At 50.6% G+C, this 24,706-nt stretch carries 23 protein-coding genes; 3 read left to right on the forward strand and 20 right to left on the reverse strand.

The window, feature by feature from the left end; genetic code table 11:
• Nucleotides 1-14: 14 nt before the first annotated feature.
• From IM700_RS04165 to IM700_RS04225, 13 genes are all read right to left on the reverse strand, one after another.
• Entirely contained in the window at nt 15-467 is a 453-nt protein-coding gene (locus IM700_RS04165) for a hypothetical protein (protein ID WP_239483587.1), read from the reverse strand.
• Nucleotides 468-1,442, reverse strand: coding sequence for a 16S rRNA (cytosine(1402)-N(4))-methyltransferase RsmH (rsmH, locus tag IM700_RS04170; protein ID WP_193416359.1), 975 nt, complete (start codon nt 1,440-1,442; stop codon nt 468-470).
• 82 nt (nt 1,443-1,524) lie between these two features.
• Nucleotides 1,525-1,962, reverse strand: coding sequence for a division/cell wall cluster transcriptional repressor MraZ (gene mraZ, locus IM700_RS04175; protein ID WP_155607758.1), 438 nt, complete (start codon nt 1,960-1,962; stop codon nt 1,525-1,527).
• A 417-nt stretch (nt 1,963-2,379) separates the two neighbouring features.
• On the reverse strand, nt 2,380-3,648 hold the full coding sequence (locus tag IM700_RS04180) for an adenosylhomocysteinase (protein ID WP_193416360.1): 1,269 nt from the start codon (nt 3,646-3,648) through the stop codon (nt 2,380-2,382).
• 12 nt (nt 3,649-3,660) lie between these two features.
• Nucleotides 3,661-5,298 carry a bacillithiol biosynthesis cysteine-adding enzyme BshC gene (gene bshC / locus IM700_RS04185; RefSeq protein WP_193416361.1) on the reverse strand — a complete coding sequence of 546 codons (1,638 nt, stop codon included), beginning with the start codon at nt 5,296-5,298 and terminating at the stop codon, nt 3,661-3,663.
• 169 nt (nt 5,299-5,467) lie between these two features.
• Nucleotides 5,468-6,409 (reverse strand): ABC transporter ATP-binding protein, encoded by a 942-nt coding sequence (locus IM700_RS04190; RefSeq protein ID WP_155607761.1) that lies wholly within the window; start codon nt 6,407-6,409, stop codon nt 5,468-5,470.
• On the reverse strand, nt 6,406-7,401 hold the full coding sequence (locus tag IM700_RS04195; protein WP_155607762.1) for an ABC transporter ATP-binding protein: 996 nt from the start codon (nt 7,399-7,401) through the stop codon (nt 6,406-6,408). The genes IM700_RS04190 and IM700_RS04195 overlap by 4 nt, the downstream gene beginning before the upstream one ends.
• A 12-nt stretch (nt 7,402-7,413) precedes the next feature.
• Nucleotides 7,414-8,376, reverse strand: coding sequence for an ABC transporter permease (locus tag IM700_RS04200; protein WP_155607763.1), 963 nt, complete (start codon nt 8,374-8,376; stop codon nt 7,414-7,416).
• Between the two features lie 5 nt (nt 8,377-8,381).
• On the reverse strand, nt 8,382-9,314 hold the full coding sequence (locus tag IM700_RS04205) for an ABC transporter permease (protein ID WP_155607764.1): 933 nt from the start codon (nt 9,312-9,314) through the stop codon (nt 8,382-8,384).
• Nucleotides 9,315-9,504: 190 nt separating this feature from the next.
• Complete coding sequence (locus IM700_RS04210; protein WP_155607765.1) at nt 9,505-11,214, reverse strand: peptide ABC transporter substrate-binding protein; 1,710 nt, start codon at nt 11,212-11,214, stop codon at nt 9,505-9,507.
• 224 nt (nt 11,215-11,438) lie between these two features.
• Nucleotides 11,439-11,822 carry a DUF3397 domain-containing protein gene (locus IM700_RS04215; protein ID WP_193416362.1) on the reverse strand — a complete coding sequence of 128 codons (384 nt, stop codon included), beginning with the start codon at nt 11,820-11,822 and terminating at the stop codon, nt 11,439-11,441.
• Nucleotides 11,823-11,900: 78 nt separating this feature from the next.
• Nucleotides 11,901-12,836 carry a ketopantoate reductase family protein gene (locus IM700_RS04220; RefSeq protein WP_193416363.1) on the reverse strand — a complete coding sequence of 312 codons (936 nt, stop codon included), beginning with the start codon at nt 12,834-12,836 and terminating at the stop codon, nt 11,901-11,903.
• Nucleotides 12,837-12,941: 105 nt separating this feature from the next.
• The gene (locus IM700_RS04225) at nt 12,942-13,598 is read right to left on the reverse strand and encodes an RsfA family transcriptional regulator (RefSeq protein ID WP_155607767.1); all 657 of its coding nucleotides are present in this window, start codon (nt 13,596-13,598) and stop codon (nt 12,942-12,944) included.
• Between the two features lie 347 nt (nt 13,599-13,945).
• On the opposite strand from IM700_RS04225, the gene IM700_RS04230 reads away from it, so the two are divergent.
• The gene (locus tag IM700_RS04230) at nt 13,946-14,182 is read left to right on the forward strand and encodes a DUF2626 family protein (protein ID WP_193416364.1); all 237 of its coding nucleotides are present in this window, start codon (nt 13,946-13,948) and stop codon (nt 14,180-14,182) included.
• Nucleotides 14,183-14,312: 130 nt separating this feature from the next.
• Entirely contained in the window at nt 14,313-15,389 is a 1,077-nt protein-coding gene (locus IM700_RS04235; RefSeq protein WP_239483589.1) for a coiled-coil domain-containing protein, read from the forward strand.
• A gap of 11 nt (nt 15,390-15,400) precedes the next feature.
• Here the strand turns inward: IM700_RS04235 and IM700_RS04240 are convergent, their stop codons facing one another.
• On the reverse strand, nt 15,401-16,663 hold the full coding sequence (locus tag IM700_RS04240) for an extracellular solute-binding protein (RefSeq protein ID WP_193416365.1): 1,263 nt from the start codon (nt 16,661-16,663) through the stop codon (nt 15,401-15,403).
• A 1,264-nt stretch (nt 16,664-17,927) separates the two neighbouring features.
• Nucleotides 17,928-19,259, reverse strand: a complete 1,332-nt coding sequence (locus tag IM700_RS04245) for a PhoH family protein (protein WP_193416366.1) — start codon at nt 19,257-19,259, stop codon at nt 17,928-17,930.
• Between the two features lie 130 nt (nt 19,260-19,389).
• Between IM700_RS04245 and IM700_RS04250 the strand changes: the two genes are divergently transcribed.
• Nucleotides 19,390-19,971 carry a YhcN/YlaJ family sporulation lipoprotein gene (locus IM700_RS04250; RefSeq protein ID WP_193416367.1) on the forward strand — a complete coding sequence of 194 codons (582 nt, stop codon included), beginning with the start codon at nt 19,390-19,392 and terminating at the stop codon, nt 19,969-19,971.
• 40 nt (nt 19,972-20,011) lie between these two features.
• Here the strand turns inward: IM700_RS04250 and IM700_RS04255 are convergent, their stop codons facing one another.
• From IM700_RS04255 to IM700_RS04275, 5 genes are all read right to left on the reverse strand, one after another.
• Nucleotides 20,012-20,464 carry a pyridoxamine 5'-phosphate oxidase family protein gene (locus IM700_RS04255; RefSeq protein ID WP_155607770.1) on the reverse strand — a complete coding sequence of 151 codons (453 nt, stop codon included), beginning with the start codon at nt 20,462-20,464 and terminating at the stop codon, nt 20,012-20,014.
• Nucleotides 20,465-20,571: 107 nt separating this feature from the next.
• Complete coding sequence (locus IM700_RS04260; protein ID WP_193416368.1) at nt 20,572-21,672, reverse strand: LCP family protein; 1,101 nt, start codon at nt 21,670-21,672, stop codon at nt 20,572-20,574.
• 93 nt (nt 21,673-21,765) lie between these two features.
• Nucleotides 21,766-22,074, reverse strand: a complete 309-nt coding sequence (locus IM700_RS04265) for a YlaH-like family protein (RefSeq protein WP_155607772.1) — start codon at nt 22,072-22,074, stop codon at nt 21,766-21,768.
• Between the two features lie 36 nt (nt 22,075-22,110).
• Complete coding sequence (typA, locus tag IM700_RS04270) at nt 22,111-23,952, reverse strand: translational GTPase TypA (RefSeq protein WP_155607773.1); 1,842 nt, start codon at nt 23,950-23,952, stop codon at nt 22,111-22,113.
• Nucleotides 23,953-24,167: 215 nt separating this feature from the next.
• A complete protein-coding gene (locus tag IM700_RS04275) occupies nt 24,168-24,668 on the reverse strand; it encodes a hypothetical protein (RefSeq protein ID WP_155607774.1) in 501 nt (166 codons plus the stop codon).
• Nucleotides 24,669-24,706 lie beyond the last annotated feature (38 nt).

The raw sequence follows: 24,706 nt of genomic DNA on the forward strand, positions 1-24,706 counted from the left end.
AACCTCTTTAGACTTTATTTCTTGGCCGTAGCCACGCCATCTGCCGCAGCCGCCGTTTCGGTGCCCGCGTTGACGCCGTTATTCTCGTCAGTTCCCGTAGGAACTTGGACGTGGAAACCTTCCACCTCAGGCTGTACATAACCGAGCTCATTCGCCTTCAACGGAATCTGCTCCTCCAGCTTTTCCTTCTGGATCGACAATTCCTTCACTTCGGCGTTAATGGTTTGAATGTCCGTATTCAAATTAAACATTTGCCGCTTTATGTTGTAAAGTGACACATTTTGCCATAGCAATCCGCCCATGATCGCCACGCAAAACAGGACCGTCATCATATACAAAAGCTTCTCACGAACCGGCAGCGGCGATCGGCGGGTGACCACCTTCGTCGTTTCCCGATAACGCTGCGATTGATAGCTGCGTTCCGTTTGCTTCTCTTTAACTGCCAGATTCCCTCGCGTATAAGCCATTTACGATACCTCCACACCAGTTTGCAATTTCTCCGCCACGCGCAATTTCGCCGAGCGGGCCCGTGGATTATCTGCCAGTTCCCGCTCCGACGGGACTAGCGGTTTCCGATTGATTAATTTCAGTGAACCTTTGCCTCCGCACACACACATCGGAAAGTCGGGTGGGCAAGTACATTTCTCAACATAGCTAGCAAAAATCTGCTTGCAAATTCGGTCCTCAAGCGAATGGAAGGTGATGACCGAAGCCCGGCCTTCCGGCGCTAAACAGCGGATGGCCGCATGCAGCCCTTCCTCGAAGGCTCCCAGCTCGTCGTTCACGGCGATGCGCAGCGCCTGAAAGCTGCGTTTGGCCGGATGTCCGCCCGTCCGCCTTGCCGCCGCCGGGATCCCTTCCTTAATCAGCTCGACAAGCTGCTCCGTCGTTTCGATTGGTTCCTGCTCGCGCCGTTCCACGATGACTCTAGCGATTCGCCTGGAAAATTTCTCTTCGCCGTATTGAAACAAAATACGAGCAATTTCACGTTCCGGCCACGAATTGACGATCTCCCGCGCCGTCAGGGACGCGGACTGATCCATCCGCATATCGAGCGGCGCGTCCGCGTTATAGCTAAACCCCCGCTCCCCCTCATCAAATTGGGGAGAGGAAACGCCGAGGTCGAACAAAACGCCATCCACTTGGGGAATCCCGTTTAACTGTGGCACTCCCTCGATCTCCAGCAGTTTTTGCTCGATATAGCGAAAATTGCTTTTTACCAAAGTTAATTTGTCTGCGTAGGCTGTGAGCCGCTCTTTGGCATTGTCCAGCGCCCAGTCATCCTGGTCGAAAGCAATCAGCCTTCCGCCTGGACCCAGCTTGGACAAGATCACTGAGCTGTGACCGCCGCCCCCCAGCGTACAATCCACGTAAATGCCGTCCGGCTTGATGCGTAACCCTTCTGTCGCTTCTTCTTTGAGTACCGTGATGTGATGGAACAAGACTTACGCCCCCAAACCTGAATTCATTTTAAAGAGGTTGTTCAAAAAGTCATCTTGAGAACCTGACTTTTTGAACACGCGCTTAAAGATCGAAATTGAAGTCGACCAATTTTTCAGCAATTTCATTGAAAGTATCTTCCGACTGCTGGAAGTACTGCTCCCAAGTGTCTTTACTCCATATTTCTACCCGGTTCGACACGCCGAGAACAACGCAATCCTTCTCCAGCTTGGCATACTGTCTTAAACTGCCTGGCAAGTTTACCCTTCCCTGTTTATCCCATTCGCATTCCGTCGCTCCTGAGAAAAAGAAACGGGTAAATGCGCGGGCGTCGGACTTCATCAACGGCAGTGCCTTCAGCTTCTGCTCCAGGACTTCCCACTCCTGCATCGGATAAACGAAAAGACACTGGTCCAAGCCGCGGGTAACGACGAAAGAGCTGCCGAGGAGATCACGAAACTTAGCCGGTATGATAATCCGGCCTTTATCGTCAATGCTATGTTGGAATTCCCCCATAAACATTGGTGACTCACTCCTTACCTCTTTCCCCCACTTTGCACCACTTTACACCACCGTGATATGTAACTATTCCACATTGGAAGAGAAAATCCTTCTATTGTTCATAATTTTTTTTGAAGTGGCGTTAGCGTGACTATTGAAGGGCGGAGCCAGCGATCGCCAAAACACGACAAAAAGGACGATCCCGGCAGATTCCTCTGCACGAGATCGTCCTAATTCTGAATTAACGGGAATTTGTAGCGTTATTTCTTTCATCATCGCCCGACTTTGCCCAAACCGGTGAATTAGCGGTACGATTTACCGTTAATTATCATCTACCGGCTGAAAAGCAATAATTAGCGGTGCAAAATACCGTAAATTCTCCCCCGATGCGACGCAGCTATAAATTCAACTCCGCTCAAGCCCCAAGGATCAACCGAATTAATGCTCTTGCCAGCTATCCAGGTAAGCGCGCTGCTCGGCGGACAATGTATCGATATTTACGCCAAGGCTTTCCAGCTTGAAGCGGGCAACTTGCTCGTCGAGCTCGTAAGGGACGTTGACGACCGTTTCTCCGATTTCCTTATAACGGTCGTTTACGTATTTAAGGGACAAGGCTTGCAGCGCAAACGTCATGTCCATGATTTCGGCTGGATGTCCGTCACCCGCAGCCAAATTGACCAAACGGCCTTCCGCGAGCAGATACATTTTGCGCCCGTCCTTCAGTTGATATTCCTCGATGTTGCGGCGTACGGTGCGGATCGATACGGAACGCTCTTTAAGTTCCGGCTTGTTCACTTCCACGTCAAAATGACCCGCATTGGACAAAATAGCGCCGTCCTTCATGACATCATAGTGCTCGCCGCGGATGACATCTCGGTTACCGGTCACGGTGATGAAGAAATCGCCAACCTTCGCCGCTTCCAGCATTGGCATCACTTGGAAGCCATCCATGACGGCTTCGACCGCTTTGATCGCGTCGATTTCCGTGACGACGACGTTCGCGCCAAGGCCCTTGGCTCGCATCGCTACGCCTTTCCCGCACCAGCCGTAACCGACCACGACGACGGTTTTGCCGGCCACCACCAGATTCGTCGTCCGGTTAATTCCGTCCCACACCGATTGACCGGTTCCGTAGCGGTTGTCGAACAGATATTTGCAATAGGCATCATTGACCGCCACCATCGGGAATTTGAGTTTTCCTTCTTTGTCCATCGCTTTCAGCCGCAAAATACCGGTCGTCGTCTCCTCAGCGCCGCCCCGTACGTTCTCCAGCAAATCCGTCCGTTCCGAGTGCAAAATCGTGACCAAATCGCCGCCATCGTCGATAATCAAATCCGGTTTTGTTTCAAGCGCTTTGATCAACAACGCCTTATATTCTTCCGGCTCAGGATTATATTTGGCATAAACCGTCACGCCATCTTCAACCAATGCCGCACAGACGTCGTCCTGCGTCGACAGCGGATTACTTCCGGTAATGGTCACCTCAGCACCGCCTGCTTGCACGACCTTGGCCAAATAAGCCGTTTTCGCTTCCAAATGAAGCGAGATCGTGACTTTCAATCCCTTAAATGGTTGCTCGGCCTCGAATTGCTTACGAACCCGGTTCAGCACCGGCATATGGGCTTCCACCCAATCGATTTTCAAATGTCCTTCCGGGGCTAGCTTCAAGTCGGTGATGATACTGTTCTGAATTGCTTCTGAGCTCATATTCGTCTCCTCCTATAAATAAATAATTCGATGTTTGCCAGTCAACTCATAAGGAATATCCAGCAGGTCTTCGATCCAATCCATTCCGAACCGATTCAAAGTATCAAATAGATTGTAAACTCTCTCCTGCGGCTTGTTCAAAGGGAATAACGACAATTGAATCCGGTCAAAATGACGCAGGCCGGTTTCATGGATTTTCTCCATCGCATCCTTCGCCTTGCCGCGTAGGTAATCGATTTGATCGAGAATTTTGTCCCTGTTCACCGTCCCAAGTCGAGACAACCCGCTCTCGACCCCGGCTAGTTCCTCAAGGAGTGGCGCATACAGTTCCCCAAACGCAGCAACAACTTCATCGAACCGTTCGTCGACCTGCATACGCTCCTGAGCAGCGAGCCAAGCGCTCCGTTTGCGATGGAAGACCTCAGGATCCTTTACATCATTCCAGCTAAGCTCGTATTTCTTCATATGCTTCTGTATCGTCCCGTCAATCACGGTAAAAGATTCCCGGGGCAGCAGCAGCGGCATTTTCAACCCAAGCTTCTGAAACGCCTTGCGCGTAAGCCCCCAGTAGGCGATCTCGCCGGGGCCCAGCACCGAGCCTAGAACAGGAAGCAGGCTGTCTTGCATCAGCGGGCGAGTCAGTACATTATTACTGAATCGCTCCGGATGTTTCCTTAGCTCCTCCAACAATTCGTCAGCCGTAAAGGTAACCTTGCCCTTGCGGTCTTCAAACCGGTCGTTCCGCTTAAACAACAATAGACGTTCCCGCTCGCTTATGTAGAACAAATTAGCCCCGTTTTCGGCCACTTCCGCGGACGGTTCGTACCCCAACCCTGCCATATCGCGTACCGTCTCATGGTAAGCCGACTCCAGCTCATCATTTTGACGGATCATCCGCTCGAACACCGGCATCTCCAGTCGGCGCAACTCAGGATCCGACGAATCCAGCAGCACCAGGCCATGCTTTCCGAATAAGGCCCCGATCAACTTGGCAAAATGCGCCGTCAAATTATCCGCATCCTCTGAACAACATCGTACCAGTTCCATGATGCCCGCCTTATGCTCGCTGTCCGGAAGCAGCTGCTCCAGTTCTGACACGGCCTTATCCCAAGCTTCGGCCTCCACCTTCGTAAAGCTAACCGGCAGCCGGTCCATCGCCCCACGGTGCATACGAATTCGACGCACTTGCAAATCCTGCGATAACACATAGGTATGATTGACCTCGTCCCAATCGTGATCCTCGCCGGCGATCCAAAATACCGGCACAACCGGGCGGTTTAACCGATCCGAAGCCGCTTTTGCCGCTTTAAGGATCGTCACCGCTTTATAGACGACGAGCAGCGGACCGGTGAATACCCCGCTCTGCTGTCCACCAACAATCACCGCTGTACCGGGCAACTCCAGTTGGCCGATCGCCCGTCCAACGGCCGGATCGGGGTTATAACGTCCGTTATATTCACGTAGTCGGGTGGCCAAAGCCTTCCGATCCACGCGTGTATGTTCCGTTTGATCTAACCACACGGCCCGTTCAGTCCAACTTTCGGACTGGCTCGGATCGCTCTCATATAATAGTTCAACCGCGGAGAACTGATTGATATATACCTCAGCCAGCGGCCCCGCGAACGAAAGTTGCTCTTGAACGACATTCATCAGGTAGCGTCCTCCTGTCTGCATCAAAACCTTCCTTGATTGTACCGGATGTCCGGCCGCTCCGTCAAAGAAATCCTTACTTTTGCGAAACTTCTAACTTTCCGTAACCATTAAGCGCAAAAAAACTCCCGCAACCGTCATTTACGGCTGCGGGAGCTCGCAGGTTCAATCAGCCTTTCTTTGGCATGGAGACGAAATGTCCTTTGGACACTTCAACCAGCTCAGAGTTGTCCAAATCGAACAATCCGCCGCCGGATGTGCCTTCTTTGCCGATCGGGCCGCTTGCGGTATCTTCTAACTGGATCCGTTTCTTGTTGGCTTCAATTTCCGGGTCCGGGATCGGAATCGCGGACAAGAGCGTTTTCGTATAGGGGTGCATCGGGTTTGCATACAGTTCTTCACTATCTGCAAGTTCCACGATCCGGCCGAGGTACATTACCGCAACCCGGTCACTGATATGTTTGACCATGGACAAGTCATGCGCGATAAACAGATACGTCAATCCCAGGCGATCCTGAAGATCTTCAAGCAGGTTGACGACCTGCGCTTGGATGGATACGTCGAGCGCCGAGATCGGTTCATCGCAGATGATGAACTTCGGATTTACCGCAAGCGCGCGGGCAATCCCGATCCGTTGACGTTGACCCCCGGAGAACTCGTGCGGATAACGCGTTGCATGGTCCGGGTTCAAACCAACCATATCGAGCAACTCTTCGACGCGTTTTTTGCGTTCCGCGTGAGAACCGGCCATCCCGTGAATATCCAACGCTTCGCCGATGATATCCGTAACGGTAAAGCGCGGATTCAGCGATGCATATGGATCCTGGAAGATCATCTGCATATCGCGGCGCATGGCCTTCATCTTCTTCGGCGACAATTGGTTGATATCCACGCCGTTAAAGCGGACACTGCCGGCTGTCGGTTCATACAAACGAAGGATCGTACGGCCTGCGGTCGATTTACCGCAACCCGATTCACCAACGAGGCCAAGCGTTTCGCCTTCAGCGATCGAAAAGCTAATATCGTTAACGGCTTTCAGAACGTTGCCGCCGCCGACATTAAAGTATTTTTTCAAACCTTCAACTTCAATCAAGGTTTTGCCTTTGCTCATGACGACTGTACCTCCTTGGCCATCGGATGAAGATCCCAGCAGCGAGCCGTATGCGTCTCGCTGAATACGGTCGCGCTTGGATCGATGCGTTCGCAAATCTTCATCGCCTGGTCGCAGCGAGCAGCGAAAGGACAACCGATTGGCGGCTTAATCAAATCCGGTGGCGTGCCGATAATTGGAATAAGCGGTTCGCCTTTCTTTTGGTCCAAACGAGGCATCGAACGGAGCAAACCTTTTGTATAAGGATGCTGCGGGTTCTTAAAGATCTCCCATTTCGTCCCGGTTTCCACCACTTCCCCGGCATACATAACGATAACGCGGTCACACATGCCTGCCACGACACCAAGGTCATGGGTGATCAGAATGATGGAAGTTCCAAGCCGGGATTGCATTTCTTTCATCACGTCCATGATTTGGGCCTGGATCGTAACGTCGAGCGCCGTCGTCGGTTCATCCGCGATCAGCAGTGAAGGCCGGCAAGCCAGGGCAATGGCGATCATAACACGCTGCCGCATGCCCCCGGAGAATTCGTGTGGATATTGGTTAAAGCGGGCTTCCGCATTCTTGATGCCAACAAGCTTGAGCATTTCGACAGCCTGTTTCTTCGCTTCGCCCGCTGACATATTCTGATGTTTGATTAATACTTCAGTAATTTGTCGGCCTACTTTGATCGTAGGATTCAAGGAGGTCATCGGGTCCTGAAATATCATGCCAATATCTTTCCCGCGGATCGATTCCATTTGCTTATCGCTTTTCTTCAATAGGTCTTGCCCTTGAAAAACAATTTCACCTTGTTTAATGATGGAAGGAGGGGATGGAATCAGGCGCATAATCGTTTGGGCCGTGACGCTTTTGCCGCTGCCGGATTCGCCGACGATCGCAACCGTTTCACCTTTCCCCACTTCAAAGTTCATGCCGCGGACGGCCTTCACTTCTCCACCTTTGACTTGGAAGGAAACATGCAAATCTTTGACTTGTAAAATCGGCTCCATTCATTCCACCTCCTATTTCTTCAATTTAGGATCCAGCGCGTCGCGAAGACCGTCGCCAAAAATGTTAAACGATAACATGGTCAAGCTGATCAGAATTGCTGGGAACAGCATACGCCATGGGTAGTACAACCAACCGGTCAGCGCATCGTTGATCATCGAACCCAGCGAAGCAACCGGAGCCTGTACGCCCAGACCAAGGAAGCTTAGGAACGCTTCGGCGAAAATCGCGTTTGGCACGGACAACGTGACCGTAACGATGATCGGGCCCACCGCATTCGGCAACAGGTGGCGGAACAACAAGCGTCCATGGCCTGCGCCCATCGAGCGGGAAGCGAGCACGTATTCGCGGTTTTTCAACTGCATAATTTCACCGCGCACGATCCACGACATGTTAATCCAGCCGGTAATCGTTAATGCCAGGATAATTGTACCCAAACTTGGCTCCATCACGACCAGCAAAAGAATCGTAACGAGCAGGTAAGGAATGGAGTACAGGATTTCAGAAAACTTATTCATAATTTCATCGACACGGCCGCCATAGTAGCCCATGATACCGCCGTAAATGACGCCAATCAACAGGTCGATACAGGCTGCAGCCAAACCGACGATCAGGGAAATGCGCGCCCCCATCCAGGTCCGGATGAACATATCGCGACCGAGGTCGTCCGTTCCAAACCAATGCGTAGCCGAGGGGCCTTTGTTGGTATACAAGAGATCGTTCGAATAATAGTTATAGCCGTAAATCTTGCCGACGAGCCAAGGAGCGATAATCGCGGTTAGCGTAATCAATGCCAAGATGATCAAAGCCGTCATCGCCAGCTTGTTGCTGCGTAACCGTTGCCAAGCGTCGCGCCAGGCGGATATACTTTCGCGTTGGATTACTTCGGCTTCTTTCTCGTCCGTGCCGATTTTGCGAAAATCGTCCGCTGTTAGATCGGCTGGAGTTGGCATCATTTTGATCGGATTCGATTCCATGCGCATTATCCCTCCTTCCCTTTCGAAAGTTTAATTCTTGGATCCACGATCACATAGAGAATATCTGTGATGAAACGAGCCAACATCAGCAATACACCATAGAAGATCGTAATCCCCATAATCAGCGGATAATCGCGGACGCTGATCGCTTGCACGAACTGTTTGCCAATGCCGCCGATCCCGAAGATTTGTTCGATTACCACAGAACCGGTAACAATGTTCGCAGTCATCGGTCCCATATAGGTGATGACCGGCATAATGCCGTTGCGGATCACGTGGCGGAACAGGATAGCCATCCAACCGAGGCCTTTTGCCTTGGCGGTTTTGATATAATCGGCATGCAAGACCTCCAGCATGCTAGAGCGGGTTAACCTCGCGATAAACGCAATCGGTTGCGCGGTTAGGGCCGCCACCGGTAACACGTAATACAACGGTCCCTTAAAGCCCATCGTCGGCAGCCAGTGCAACTTCGAAGCGAATACATATTGCAGCAAGGAAGCGACGACGAAGCTCGGCACCGCGATGCCCAGCACCGCTAACACCATCGCCACATTGTCAATCAATTTGCGATGATACAGCGCTGCCAGCATACCAAGTACCACCCCGACAACTAACGCGACGACGATAGCTACGGCTCCCAGCTTCAAGGACGCTGAAAACGTTTGACCGATAATGTGGGAAACATCCTGATTGATCTGTTTCATGGAAATTCCCAAATCGCCCTGCGCAATCTCACCCAAATATTTCAGATACTGCTGATAAACGGGCTTATCGAGTCCCAGCTGTTCAACTAGTCGTTCTTTGATTGCCGGTGGCACCTGCTTCTCCGATGTCAGGGGGCTCCCCGGAATGGCTTTCATCAGAAAGAAGGTCGCCGAAATGAGTATAAACAGCGAAACCAACATATAGAAAAACTTATTGGCAATATAACGCACCATGCCCGTTCACACCTCCTTCTTATAAATTTCGACATATATCGATTTTAGGTGAAAAAAACCACTTTGTCTATTCCATATAATTGTATAAGGACGAAATGCTTGGAAGAAATCCGCGCACAAAAAAAACGGGATATATATGGAATACCCACATATATATCCCGAAATTCCTATGAAGTTTGATACTTACCGATTAATGCTCCAACAGGTAAGCGCGGCTGTAATCGATCGCGCCACTGAAGTCCAATACTACGCCTTTCAGGTACGGTTTCGTAGCCGAAACGTTCGTGTAGTAGTAGAGCGGCATCAGGACTTGATTGTCCTTCATCAAGATTTCTTCGGCTCTTGCGAAGTTTGCATCGCGTTTCGCCATATCGTCACTAGTTTTCGCTTCTTGGATCAGCTTGTCATACTCTTCATTCGAGAAACCAGTGTCGTTGTTACCGCCGCCAGTTACCCACATATCCAAGTAAGTCATCGGATCGTTGTAGTCAGCACTCCAACCTGCACGAGCGACTTGGTAGTTCAAGTTTTGACGGTTTTCAATGAATACCGCCCATTCTTGGTTTTCCGATTTCACGTCAACGCCCAGGTTTTTCTTCCACATGTCAGCAACAGCCAACGCGATTTTCTTGTGAGCTTCACTGGAGTTGTAGATCAAAGTGATTTCAGGAAGTTTGGTGTAGCCTTCTTCTTTCATCCCTTGTTCCAAAAGCTTCTTCGCTTCTTCCAGGTTTTCTGTGAAGTAGTCGTCTTTGTGCTCATTACGATATTCATCGTTAACGCCTTTGATACCCGGAGGTACAAAGCCAAACGCCGGTACTTGGCCGCCAAGTGTTACGTTATCAACAATTGCTTGACGATCGACAGCCATCGAGAATGCTCTGCGGATATTCACATTGTCGAACGGTTTAGCTGTTACGTTAAATTCATAGTAGTACGTACTGGAAATACCTTTGATTTCCAATTCATCTTTCAATTGATCCTTCAGGATCGGGATTTGGTCGGTCGGAATTTCACCGTTAGGCGCACCGGCACGATCCAATTCGTTGTTTTGGTAAGATGCCAGCTCAGTCGCGCTGCTGTTTACCAAGGACATCGTAACTTTGCTCAACTTGATGTTGGCTGCATCCCAGTAGCTTTCATTCTTGGCCACTTCAATCGTTTGGCCCTTCACCCAGTTGGTCAAGGTGAACGCACCGTTCACGATCATTTTGCTTTGGTCAACCGCCCATTTCGGGTCATCCTTCACGGATTGGTGAACCGGATACAGCGTATAGAAAGAAGTCAGACCCAAGAAGTACGGTGTCGGAGCTACCAGATCAACTTCCAGCGTGTAGTCGTCAACTGCTTTAACGCCGACTTGGCTGAAATCCGTAACTTTTCCTTCATTATATTCTTGACCATTTTTCAGGTACCACAATTGGTATGCATAAGGTGCAGCCGGATCTGTCTTCGGGCTCAGGACGCGTTCCCATGCGAAGACGAAATCGTTCGCGGTTACAGGGTCGCCATTGCTCCATTTCGCGTCTTTACGCAGGTGGAACGTATACTTCGTACCGTCGATGTCCCAGCTTTCAGCTGCAGCGGGGATGACTTGACCAGATTCGTCCTGGCGCGTAAGTCCTTCGTACATCAACTTCAGAACGGTGTTGGCTTGGCTGTCTTGAGCTTGAGCCGGGTCGAATGTTGGCGGCTCCGCGCTCAGGTTAATTCTAAGCGTTTGATCCGCGGCCAATTTCTCTCCACCGCTGTTGCCACTGTCGGAAGCTGTATTGCCTCCGTTAGCTGCGCCGTTATTGGCAGCGCCATTGTTCCCGCCGTTCGAACCGCATGCGGCAAGCAAAGTGCCGACTGCAAGAACGAGCGTCAGAAGAAGCAAAAGACTTTTACTCTTCTTCATCTAGCAATATCCCCCTTAAAATGTTTTGGTATATGTTTTTAGATTATACAACCAGCGGTCAAAAAAATCCAACATAAATTTAAAGATTTTTCGCGCGATTTGATAAATTCAGCGCTTTTCTTTAACAAAATAGTCCAATATACAATATTGACATTTGTTTTCCTTAACAATTAACCAAAGATGTCATTCATTTATTCGGTATTCACCTGTATCCGTAGTTTGATCTATGCCGCTGTAATATATGTAATGAAGCTAATCAAAAATAACAGGACATAAGCCACACCGGTTCCCGCAAACGCCAGGCGCCAAACTACGCGAAACAGCTTACGACCGTCAACCTTCCCCTTCAGGCGAGTCTGTGCGCCGCCAATCAACCCTCCGACAACCAGCAGAATGATGAGAATGAGATAGAAGCCAAAGGTTGAATGAAACACGTTATTGAACAACGCGGATACTGAAAAGATCAGAAACAGCGTCGTCACGTCCATAGCTAGCTTCAGCGCCGCTTTTTTATCCCGTCTCACTTGGAAATGAATGAAATAAACCAGCCCAAAAGGAATGATTGGGATCATGGCCAACACGATAAAGGAAGAGACCAACGCTTCCAAAGCCCCACCTCCACATCAATTTGTAATTAAAAAGATGACTTGCCAAGTAAGTAACTATATTTTTATATTCATGTCAGGTTATAATGCGCGGACCAGCCGCCATACCATTTCATGACCGGGGGCTGAAATCCCCTTGGTTTGTGCCATTTCGACCAATCGCCCGTTAATATAATCGATTTCCGTCGGCGTGCCCTGTTGCACATCCTTTAACATCGATGAGATATTGGTGGTTGTTGCCCGGCATACCGCTACGATTTGATCAAACATGTCATTATCGCAGGGAATCCCGTTGGAGTTATAGATTGCAGTACCTTCCTCGCATAACTGCCGCAGCAGGAGGAGTCGCTCCTCTTTTTCAAGCAACTGTCCGTTCGCAACCCTCCATAGAGCTGTTAACGGATTGATGACGGCATTGATCAGTAGCTTCTTATAGATTTCCCTCTCGATGTCTTTCGACAAAAGGGCGGTAAATCCTGCTGTCTCAAGCATTTTTACCAAACTTTCTCCATACCCGACTTGATCGTGCGAGCTACCGCTCTCGCCAATTTGCGTTGTCCCATGGCCGGCCCTGACGACGCTATATTCGTTTATCCGTTTCGCGCCTTCCGTCGTGATCGCCGCATATACCGGTACGCCAGGCAATGCGCTGCGAATCAACTCCATGTGTCCTACTCCATTTTGGAAACACACGACCTTCGTCTCCGGACCCGCAAGTTGGCCGACGGAATTCAGCAGCTTGGTATCCAGATGCCGTTGTTTTGTCGTTAGCAGCAGCCAATCGGCTCGTTTGGCGATCTCAATCGAACCGCTTTCTTCCATATAATAAGCTTCGAACTGATTTCCCTCTACGTTGAATGAGGTCCCGTTCGGTTCGTCGAGCCGGATTCCTTCCTGCTTCAGCGAAATGGCTTGCTCGGGAGTCCTTGTCCAAAATCGAACGGACTCGCCGGACGACGCTAGCTTGCCACCAAAAAGCAACCCCAGCGCTCCTGCGCCAATAATATCAAATTGCATTGAAGCTCCACGTCCTTTCTTTCCTCCTATTCCCTTTATACCAAACCCTTCCCCTAAAACACAAAACTCCTGCCGTTTCGGCAGGAGTTTTCTGTCTCGTCCCTCTTATTCAATTCGTTCTAAATTTCCGTTCGCGTCCATTTTAAATCGAGATTTACTTTCCTCGTCCTCTTCGTTCAAAAAAGCCAACCGCCGGGCCCGGTCCATAATCTGAATTAACGCCTTATAATCGTCGTTGACGACCCGATAATCGGTCTGTACCTCATTGACCTGCGTCGATAACCGTTCGTTTTCTTCGCGAAGTGCGGCAAGCTCCTCTTCTTTCTCACGCAGCTCCTTCTCGAGCGATTTCATTTGACGGTTCGTCTCCTGAACCGTACTTTTCCATCCGCGCAAAAAACGGATCACCGCATCGATGGATATCGTTTCCTCGGTTACTCCATCACTGCCGCGATAACCGCCGTCGTCCATTTCGACGGAAGCGAGAGAAGCCATGCCGGAACCCGCGATGAGCGGGGTTTGCTTTTTCATATAATTCCGTTTCTGTCTCTGTGCTTTGGCGATGCTGATGGCCGCTTCGTATTTTTTCCGTACGCAGCTATTCCATCGGAAACCGCAGGCCGCCGCCGTTCTGCCAATCCGTTCCCCGACCTCTTCGAAAGCGTTTAATTGGGTGCTGCCCTCCCGTATATGCCGAAGAGTCACCTCGGCCAGAATCAAATCGTCTTCTGCGCTCCATGCATCTTGTCTCACAGCTGTCATGCTATAAAAACCTCCTAACGACATCCTAGTCTAACCGTCTTCCAACCGGCGGTCTCCGGCAGGCGTATGGGTAAAATGCTTCTTACTCCATTTCTATGCCTCTCATAGAGTTCATAGAATCTATTTGATACTAAAATGTATTTCCAAAATCAAGGAACTCCATACATGACGTTCGCGGAAACGAATAACATAAGCATATGACGGTCGATAATACTGTTATATTGCTCACATTGTCATTTGCAGAATCTGGCTTAATATTGACTTTTCGTTTACACTTTTCGGCCTAACGGGTATAATGAGAAAAGAAATGGAAGGTTCGTTGATACATAAGAAAGGGGGATTACCTCGTGGCACGCATGTTCCGCGTCCTTGGCTTCTTCACTTTGGCTATTGGGCTTATGGCCTTTGCGGGCGATATGACGGAAATGGCCTTGCTATTTTTCTTGCAAACCGCCTTTTTCGTACTTTTCGGCTACTTGAAGTTTACCGAGAGAACCTATATCCTGCTGTTTTGGGGATACATGATCGTCGCTTTTACCGGTTTCAGCTACTGGACGATCTTTAAAATGGGTTTGCCCCTCTAATCCCAAGCGTTCATAAGTGTTCCAAAAGGGTGTTTCGGCTGTGGGCCGGAACGCCTTTTTTCGTTGCTTCTGCTATTTCCGAACCTGTTATCATATATATAGTACAACTATTGACGGGAGAGGATCGCTGTTGAAGAAACGCCTCATATCGCTCTGTCTATTGCTCTCATTGACTGCCCTCCATATTACCGGCATGCCAGCCGTTGCCGCACCGCTCACCGCCGAAGAACAACAAATCCTGGAGCAAAGCTTGTCGATTCAGGAAATCGACCGGGAAATCGAACGGATTGAGTCCCGCCAGCAGGAGACAGAATCGGCCATTCGTGATTTGCAGGAACAGCTTTCCGATAAAAATAAACAAATTCGCGTCAGCCGGGATCAAGCCGGCTTAAGGCTGCGTGCTTATTATATGGGAGAACGGGAAAATCTAATGTACGCTTTGCTGAGCGTGAACAACCTTAAGGATTTTTTTACCGTATTGGACTATTACCAACTCATTATGGATCGGGATCGCGCCGTATTAAACCAATACAAGTCGGACTACGCCAAGCTAAAGCGTACAAAACAGAAACTGGATGATACTTCCATTGAATTGGCTCGCATGAAAGAAGAGCTTCAGCTCCAACGTAGCCGTGTTGCCGCTCTTCAGCAAAGGGTCGATGAAACGCTTGGGCTCAGTGCCGACCCCGAAAAGCTCAAAGCGCTGATTCAAGAGCTCACGGCTTATTGGGAGAATGTCGGATTATATGAGTTGCGGAAGTATTTTCAGGCACTCAGTTCCGCCATGTCGCACTTTCCCGACTTCCTGCAGCAAAACGAGAACAGCTTGATTGCCGAAAAAGGCGGTTATCGCCTGGAAATCCGCGAAGAAGAGCTTAATGCATTTCTATATAGTCAAAACGAGCTGTTGAAAGATATGAGTTTTCGCTTCGAAAAAGATAAGATCGTTGCGCGAGGCAGCCGGGAGGGCTTGAAGCTCGAGGTTGAGGGACATTATACGGTAGAGCAAGAACCGGAGAATTCAATCGTCTTTCACGTTGACCGCCTGTTGTTTAACGGCTTGGCGCTGCCGGATACGACGCGGGCCGAGCTGGAACGGGATTTTGATCTCGGATTTTATCCTAAAAAAATCGTCCCCTTCGTTGAGGCCACCGATGCGGCCATCTCCGAGGGAACGTTGACGGTGAAATTAAAATTGGCTTTGTAAGTAAAGCGGCGTTACTGGCTAAGCTCAGCCAACCGGCCGCGATATTGCTTGGCGGTTATCGCCCCACTCAAATAATCGTAAGTGAGTGTCGCGAACGCTTCAAGCTGTCCTGGCAACGCCGGACTCGCCGGGAGTGCAGCTCCGGCCCCGGCAGCCAATGTAGCGGGAATCCAAGCCGGCAGCTCGTTTCGAGCAGCTTCGTAATAAATGGTTTTCACTACCGGAAGATGCCCCGATGATTCCTGCCAGCGCATCTGATTTAACGCGGAGGTCATCTCCGAGATCCACAAACCTGCCGCTTCGGCATTGTCCGTTTGGGAGGAGACGGCATAACTACGTCCTCGTATCCAGGATGACGCCAAATTCGGCTGCACCTCCGGCATCCACACTTTCATTTGGGGATGCGTATGCTTCTGGGCGTCAGTTGCCAGGACGATCATCATGGCCAACTCATCGCTATTCAATTTCTCCCACGCATCAGCTCCCGCCGCACCCGAATCCAGTAGCCAAGGTTGAATCTGCTCCATCTGTTGCAGTGAGAACGGCATGTTGCCCTTTACCGCAAAAAACGGCTCGGTCCCCCCCGGCTTCCAGCCTCCCCCGATTTGCCAAAGCAGCGTTGCCGCCGCATATGGATCGCGATAATCCAAGCCCAATAGGTAGGGTTGGGAACGTTGTTTTTTATAAGCGGATAACAAGGCGTTCCAATCGTCCACCGATGCTGGCGGATGCTCCAGGCCCAACTGCTTTAGCTTGGCCGGGTTATAGACCATCACATAGGGGTCTACGTCCAGCGGAACTCCCCAGACATAACCGTTCCATTCGTTAGGAATCAAGGAAGCACTTAACACTTCTCCAGACAATGAACCTGAATAATATCCCTCTGTGGGCAGCAAGTAACCATCCGCAGCAAAGCGGCGAATCCAGACATTGTCCAATAGCAGCACGTCCGGCGAATCCCCTAGCTTCATGAGTTGTCGCTGAAAAGAAGCATAGGTCTCCTCTGCCGGTACATTCACCAGATCGACCTCCACCGGATGGATCACCGTAAACTGCCGGTTCATTTCCTCCAAGCGCCGGAAATCGGACTCGTCCATTTGCACCGCGACTTGAATATGGCCAGTCTCTTGAAGGTTACTCGCTTCGGGCGGTGTAAACGGCAAGGTCTCACCGCGGTCTTCCGGGCGAACCAACGTCGTTTCTTCGCTAGGGGACAGATTGATTAAAGCGAGCAGCAGGATTGCAAAAAGCACCCAATGATTTTTTCGCTTCACGCCTGTTCTTCCTCTCCTCAGTTTAGGAGCGTAAGTCAATAAACATTCCGATACTCCGTATTGTAGCAAATCGTGGAATGGATTGTCCCGTAAAAAATTGTATATGGGGAGATGGCGGGAGGTCGCGGGAGGATTCGGGCGATACAAAGAGTTCAAGAGCGCTAGGGGCCGCCGGGTGAAATGTTCTTACGATCGCTGTTGCTCGCGGATTCCTTTGATTGAACTAAATTCAGATGGAGTAGAAATCCGCTCACAAAGGCGAACACAGCCTATGCTTCCGAAGTAGCTTTCTTTCAGAAAGCTTTTAGTTTCTTCAGAATCATTTCCCCCTCTGGCCTTTCGCGCTCTTAATTGAGTTTACCATTCCGGCTCCTCCCGCCGATGGTGTAATAAAGCACGGCGAATCTTAAATAGTGATTCGCCTGCTACTATGTTAGCTTAAGTGCGCCGAGGGAGGCACGCACGCGAAATTTTCTTCTGTAACGGAACGGAGAGCCGCTATTTGTGTATTTCCCGGACATTTCCCGTTCTAACGGAATCACGAGCTGCTATTTAGCCAAAAACGTAACTATTGTCGCCAAAAGTGTCCAAATAAGGTCATCTGGTTCCGTTAGACCTCAGAGTCTCCCATTAGCAACCGAATAACGTCTCCCCGTTCCGTTAGCCCTCCTCCATACGGCCAAAATAGCCCGGCGCATCAAGTTATAACGATTCGCCGGACTAAGAAACTAACTAATTTGTGCCTAGGGAGGCTCGCGCGCGATATGTTATTCAGTAACGGAACTGAGAGCCGCTATTTGTGTATTTCCCGGACATTTCCCGTTCTAACGGAATCACGAGCCGCTATTTAGTCAAAAACCTAACTGTAGACGCCAAAAGTGTCCAAATAAGGTCATCTGGTTCCGTTAGAGCTCAGGTTCCCTCATTTGCAACCGAATAACGTCTCTCCGTTCCGTTAGCCCTCCTCCATACGGCCAAAATAGCCCGGCGAATCACGTTATACCGATTCGCCGGGCTATTACTATTATTTCGCGAAGGACGAGTGGCGAGCACTCGAATAGCACCTTCTCCACTCCAGGAAAGCAAGTAACGAACCAGAGGAAGTTTACGTCCGCATTTGGGAGCCGGTTGTCTCCCTTCCATCTCATCATTGGACAACCGGCGGACAAGAGCGGGCCGAGGGCGTTACTTGCTTCCGTTGACTTGGCTACCACGGTTTCCGCCACGGTGACCGGCCGGACGAGTCCGGGAACCAGTCGTCCTCCTACAACAAATCCGCCGCCAGCTGCGCCAGCTTCGAGCGTTCGCCTTTCTCCAGCGTGATATGCCCGCTGATGCCTTGGTCGCGGAAACGCTCGACTAAGCTGGTCAAGCCGTTGCTCGTTGCGTCGAGATATGGATGGTCGATTTGCTCCGGATCGCCGACCAGGACGATCTTGCTGCCTTCCCCGACGCGCGACACAATCGTTTTGACTTCATGGCGCGACAGGTTCTGCGCCTCGTCGATAATGATGAACTGCCCCGGGATCGAGCGGCCTCGAATGTACGTGAGCGCCTCCACCTGAATGCTGCCGAGTCCCATCAGGATTTTCTCGATATCGCCGGACTTTTTCGTGTCGAACAAGAACTCCAGGTTATCATAAATCGGTTGCATCCAAGGACGCAGCTTTTCTTCTTTTTCCCCGGGCAGGTAACCTATATCCTTCCCCATCGGAACAACGGGCCTCGCGATGAGCAGCTTCTTGTATTTGTGTTCGTCCTCAACCTTCAGCAGGCCGGCGGCCAAGGCGAGCAACGTCTTCCCGGTACCCGCCTTACCGGTGATGGTAACCAGCGGGATATCATCATTGAGCAGCAGCTCCAAAGCCATACGTTGCTGGGCATTTCGAGCACTGATCCCCCAGATCGGCTCGTTGCTGAGATACAGCGGCTCCATGCGTGTGGCGTCTTCGTTAACCTTTAACAAAGCGGATTTGCCGGTGCCCATTTCATCTTTTAATATTACAAACTCATGAGGGTAAAGGGAATAATTAAGTCCAAGCGGTTTGATCGGCAAAAAACGATACGTATAAAATTCATCAATCACCGACGGGTGAACCTTGAGGGTCGAGTAACCTCCGTACAGATCGCTGGGGCTAACGGTCCGGTCCGACAAGTAATCCTCGGCATGCAGTCCTAGGACATCGGCTTTGATCCGAACGAGTACATCCTTACTCACCAGGATGACCGGACGCGGCGAAGCCAGCTCCGCCTGTTCCAGATGATAGTTCAGGGCAACGGCAAGAATCCGGTTATCGTTGGTGACCTCCCCGAACATTTCCTGGACCTTGACAAAGCTGCGGTGGTTTAATTCCACCTTGATTCGCCCGCCGCCCTCCAGCGGCACGCCGTCGTGCAGATGACCCGTTTCCCGCAATCCGTCAAGCAAGCGCGATACGCCTCGCGCGTTGCGCCCGATCTCGTCAGCATTGCGCTTTTTGGTGTCGATTTCCTCCAGCACGACCGCCGGAATGACCACATCATGCTCGTCAAAAGCGAAAACAGCCCCCGGATCATGCAGCAATACATTCGTATCCAATACAAAGATTTTCTTCACCATTATCCCCTCCAACCGCGGTCATTGCAGCCTTATGTGATTCATACATATTTTTTTCCGCCCAGGGAAATCTAATCTCGATATCTGAACTCCGATAACGAGAGATCAATTCCGAAAGGACGGATCGAACATGCGAATATGGCTGTGTTTGTTAGTGACGGCTTCCCTGCTTACAAGCTGCGGAACTGGTTCTGAAAAGGCATCACCCTCTCCAAGGAATCAAACAGAGAATACGCCCCGAGCGCAAAGCGTGGACCCTTACGCCACAACCGGTACAAACGGCAACAGGGCAATGTCAGACCGTGACAGACAAGTCTATTTGGAGCAGCTTGTGAAAAAGGTTCCCGGCGTCAAAGGCGCACATTGCGTCATTATGGGCAAAACCGCCATCGTGGGCATCGATGTGGATAGCCGCCTCGAGCGCGCAAGGGTTGGGAGCATTAAATATACAGTCGCTGAAGCGCTTCGAAAAGATCCGCACGGAGCTGGCGCCATCGTAACCGCCGATATGGATTTGAACCAACGGATTACCGAGATCGGCAAGAAAATTCGCGAAGGCCATCCGGTTTCCGGTTTCGCCACCGAGCTTGCCGATATCATCGGACGAATCGTTCCTCAGCTCCCGAGCGATACGCGACCTCCCGAAGGCGTGAACCCGAAACAAATGAAAATGGCCCCTGGCGGCGGCACGACGCGGCAAAACTTGCGTTAAGTTTGTCCCAAGATGGAAAAAAAGCCTAGCGATAACCTCGCTAGGCTTTCTTCATGGCGTCAAACACTTGACGATCCAGCATGTCCGCAGCACGCTGGTCGTAAACTTTGGCATATTCCGGCGGCGATACCAGTTGCGCACCATAAAACAACGCATTCCGTACGGCATCGATATGAATATCGAAGCAGCACATATTGAACGGCACGCCGTCTAGGGGATCTTGCACAACGGAAGCACGGCCATTAATCGAGTAAATCGTCTCTTGACCGAATACCGTGACGGTAACTCGCGGATTGGCCTTCAAATTGCCGACCAGCCTGGAGCGATGGTCCAGAGCGAGCCGCAGCTTCGAATGATCGACGGCGTAAACCCAAGAGATCGCGCTGGACGTGGGCCCTCCGGATTCCTGATCCACCGTGTTCAGCAATACAAACGTTTCGGACTGGAAAATCGAATAAAGCGAATCGGACAATTGGGTAACGACTTCGGACATAACGACCAGCCCTCCTGTACGGCATTGCATGAGATTCCACTTAAGACGCTTCAGCTATCCTGTCAGTTAATTGTATTATAACATGTGGCAAAACTTGCATTCAATCGTCAGTTGACCGGCTCGTTTTCCGCTTGCCCGCCATTTCCTTGCTGCGAGTCAGACGTTTTGATGCCGGCAATCTGATTCCTTAAGGCTTGTTTGGCCGCATCCAGTTCATCCTCGTGCAAATAAACGTACGGACTCTTCCAATCACCGGTTACCGGCATGAAATCAACATTTTCCTTGGAAATGCTCCAGTAGGCTTGAATCATATTCTTCATCTGCTGCGATTCCAGATCGGTATCCATATTCTTGCCGACGGACTCGATCACTTTACCTGCGCCCATTACACCATTAAGCGACTTCGCTTGGTCGATTAGGGCATGCAGCACTTCATTCTGCCTGCGGTTGCGGTCAAAGTCATCCGAGCCCTTCGTTCGAGGGCTGCAGTTCGATTTACGGTATCGAACGTAACCAAGCGCATCTTCCCCGTTTAGGTGCTGAGCCCCTTGCTTCAAATTGATATCGGTACCGTCCGCCGTATCGCGGTAACACATATTTGCATCGACATTCACGTCGACGCCACCTAGTGCGTCCACCACATCACGGAATCCTTGAAAATTCAGAACCGTAACATAGTCGATATCGATATCAAAAAACTTGCTCATCATCGTTTTCATTTCCTGCGTGGCTGAAATACCCGTTTTTTTCTCTGCCGCTAGAAAATTGGGATAAAACGCGTTGATCTTGTTTGTCTTATATCCGTCCATCTTCACTCTCGTGTCTCGCGGCAGGGATACGACAGTAGCGGACTTCGTGTCCGGATTCATCGCGATCATCATCATTACGTCGCTAAGATGTGTGCCGGTCTCCGGTCGATAATCCGTGCCGAGCAGCAGCATCGTGATTGGCTTCACCTTAGCGGATTTTCCCGGTGCCACTTTATCCGTGGTCCCGGTCGCATCGATCACCTGATCTGCGGTATAAAACAAATAACCTGCATAAAGGCCAACCCCAACCACCCCGATAATGAGGAGCGTCAGGACAAATTTTAAAAATCGTTTAAAGCCGCTGGACTTCTTTTTTTCGGTGGACCCATTCTTCGCACCTTTTGCCGAGCCTCTTTGGCTATGCCCCCGAGGAGGTAAGCCGCTGCGGTTAGAACTCATGAACTCAAACACCTTATTTCTATAAAAATGTTGTCGCATCCATAAAGACGTACCGGGTTTCGAAAAAGTTACCGAATTTAGGCGGGAGCCAAATTATGCCGATTTATCTCCAGCCGGCGGACCTGCCTTTTTCTCCTTGTTCCGTCGTCCCTCGACAAAATAGCGGATTCGTACCATGAGCATCAGAACAACAGCGACCAGCAAGCATTGAATGATCGGCAGTTTGTCGATTTGAAAAATGAGCAGCAGGAACGAACCCAACGCCATGAGAAGGTAAAGGATGATCTCCTTAAACAGCGGCAGCTTCTGCTGTGCGCGAAATACTTTATTGTAAACGAAAACGATCAGCACGAAGATCAGCACGTAGGAAACGACTGGATGCTCAGCAAACCAGGCCTGCATATCGAACCCCTCCTTCAAATGGCAACGTTACAATTATTATAAGTTGGCTTCCGACATTTTGCGATGTTTTTCCGCCCGTTCACGTTCGCTTTTGTTCAAAATCTTCTTGCGGAGGCGAACCGATTTCGGCGTAATTTCGCAATATTCATCATCATTCAAATATTCCAGCGCTTGTTCCAGCGAGAACAGACGTGGCGTCTTCATCTTCACCGTGTCGTCCTTCGTGGCCGAGCGCACGTTCGTCAACTGCTTCTCTTTACAAATGTTAACGACGATGTCGTTGTCACGGGTATGCTCCCCAACGATCATCCCTTCGTAAATTTCGGTACCAGGCTCCAAGAACAAAATCCCGCGATCCTCGATCGACAAAATCCCGTAAAGCGTCGAAACGCCGTTTTCACTGGATACCAATACCCCTTCATGACGCCCACCTACTTGACCGCCAAGGAATGGACCATAGCTGTCAAAGGCGTGGTTCATTACACCGTAACCGCGAGTCAATGTCAGGAAATGCGTGGTATATCCAATCAAACCGCGAGCCGGAATCAAGAACTCCAAGCGAACTTGACCGGTTCCGTTGTTGATCATGTTGACCATTTCCGCTTTCCGGGAACCTAAACTTTCCATAACCGCACCCATGCTTTCTTCGGGCACGTCGATCAGCAGGCGTTCAAGCGGCTCCATCTTGACTCCGTCGATTTCCCGTACGATAACTTCCGGTTTGGATACTTGCAGCTCGTAGCCTTCGCGGCGCATATTCTCGATCAGGATGCCCAGGTGAAGCTCCCCGCGTCCGGATACGATAAAGGCGTCCGGGCTGTCCGTCTCTTCGACGCGCAAAGAAACGTCGGTTTCAAGTTCCTTGAACAGACGCTCGCGCAGTTTGCGGGAGGTCACCCATTTCCCTTCGCGTCCGGCGAACGGGCTGTTATTGACGAGGAACGTCATCTGCAGCGTCGGCTCGTCGATCTTCAATACCGGCAAAGCCTCCGGCTGGTTAGGATCGGCAATCGTTTCGCCAATATTAATGTCCTTGATCCCAGCGATGGCTACGATATCGCCAGCTCCAGCTTCTTCGATTTCCACGCGGCGCAGGCCTTGGAATCCGAACAGCTTCTCGATGCGAGCGGTCTTCTTGCCGCCGTCGCGTGTCATAACCGCCACGGATTGGCCTTGGCGAATGATGCCGCGGTTTACCCGGCCGATGGCGATCCGGCCTAAATATTCGTTATAGTCCATCAACGTAACCAGGAATTGCAGCGGCTCGTCTACCTTCTCCGTAGGCGCCGGAATATGATCGATAATCGTTTCGTACAACGCCATCATATTGTCGTCCTGCTTCTCGGGATCCAGGCTGGATGTGCCGTTCAAAGCCGAAGCATAAACAACCGGGAACTCCAATTGATCGTCGCTGGCTTCCAATTCGATAAACAAGTCCAGTACCTCGTCGATGACTTCGGCCGGGCGTGCAGCCGGACGGTCGATTTTGTTCACGACAACGATCGGCGTCAAGTGATGCTCCAGCGCTTTGCGAAGCACGAATTTGGTTTGCGGCATGCAGCCTTCGTAGGCATCAACAACAAGCAATACACCGTCGACCATTTTCATAATCCGTTCCACTTCTCCGCCAAAGTCGGCGTGTCCCGGGGTATCCACGATGTTGATCAAGTAATCCTTGTACGTAATGGCCGTATTCTTCGCCAAAATGGTAATCCCGCGTTCCCGTTCCAAATCATTAGAGTCCATAGCCCGTTCCTGTACGGCCTCGTTTTCCCGGAAAATCCCGGATTGTTGCAGCAGTTTGTCGACTAGCGTCGTTTTCCCGTGGTCGACGTGGGCAATAATCGCAATATTGCGAATTTCGTTTTCTTCACGCATAGGTTTATCTCCAAATCCTTTCGTCTCTATAGATTATCAAGCAGTTGTCAAGCGTAATGAATTATATATAAAGTTTGCACTTCGAACGGTATTTAATCGACAGGACCAAGTGCAGCCTCATTAACCACAAAACAAAGCGTCGACTAGATGCCGACGCTTGACATATCCCTTATATTATACGTGAAATTTTGAATAATTCAAGAACTAACCCAACATTACCAGGATCTCCGGCGATTGCCGCGGGCGGCGATCAGCCAGATCCCGGCAATAATCAAGAGCGCAGCCAGGAAATATACAATCGAGGAAGCGAACAATGTCCAGCCGAGCAGAAGGATCGAGAAGGCTCCCAGAATCATAGCGGCGATGAATATTCCGTTCTGGCGCTGGGGCGAGAAGTAGCCGTATTCGAACAGGCCGACGGCCAGGCCGAGGAAGAAGAGCGGCCAGGTAAACTTCAGCGTTTGCCATCCGCCAATAACCCCGGTGAAAAACACGAGGCTGTAGACAACCAGAATTGCGCCGGGAAGCAACAGCTCTGCCGGGCCTTTACGCCAAAAATGCCATACATGAAGCACGATCCCCGGAATCAGCAGCAGCAGCGGCCAAAGCGCCTTTCCAAGAAAGCTGAACACCCCTAATTTCCCGAGCAGGATAATCACTCCGGCAGCGAGAATAAAGACGCCAGTCATCAGCTTGTTGTTGTCGGACATATCCATCACACACCTTCCAGAAGACAATGAGGGACAAGACGCAG

Source organism: Paenibacillus rhizolycopersici, assembly GCF_014947195.2.
GTDB lineage: Bacteria > Bacillota > Bacilli > Paenibacillales > Paenibacillaceae > Fontibacillus > Fontibacillus rhizolycopersici.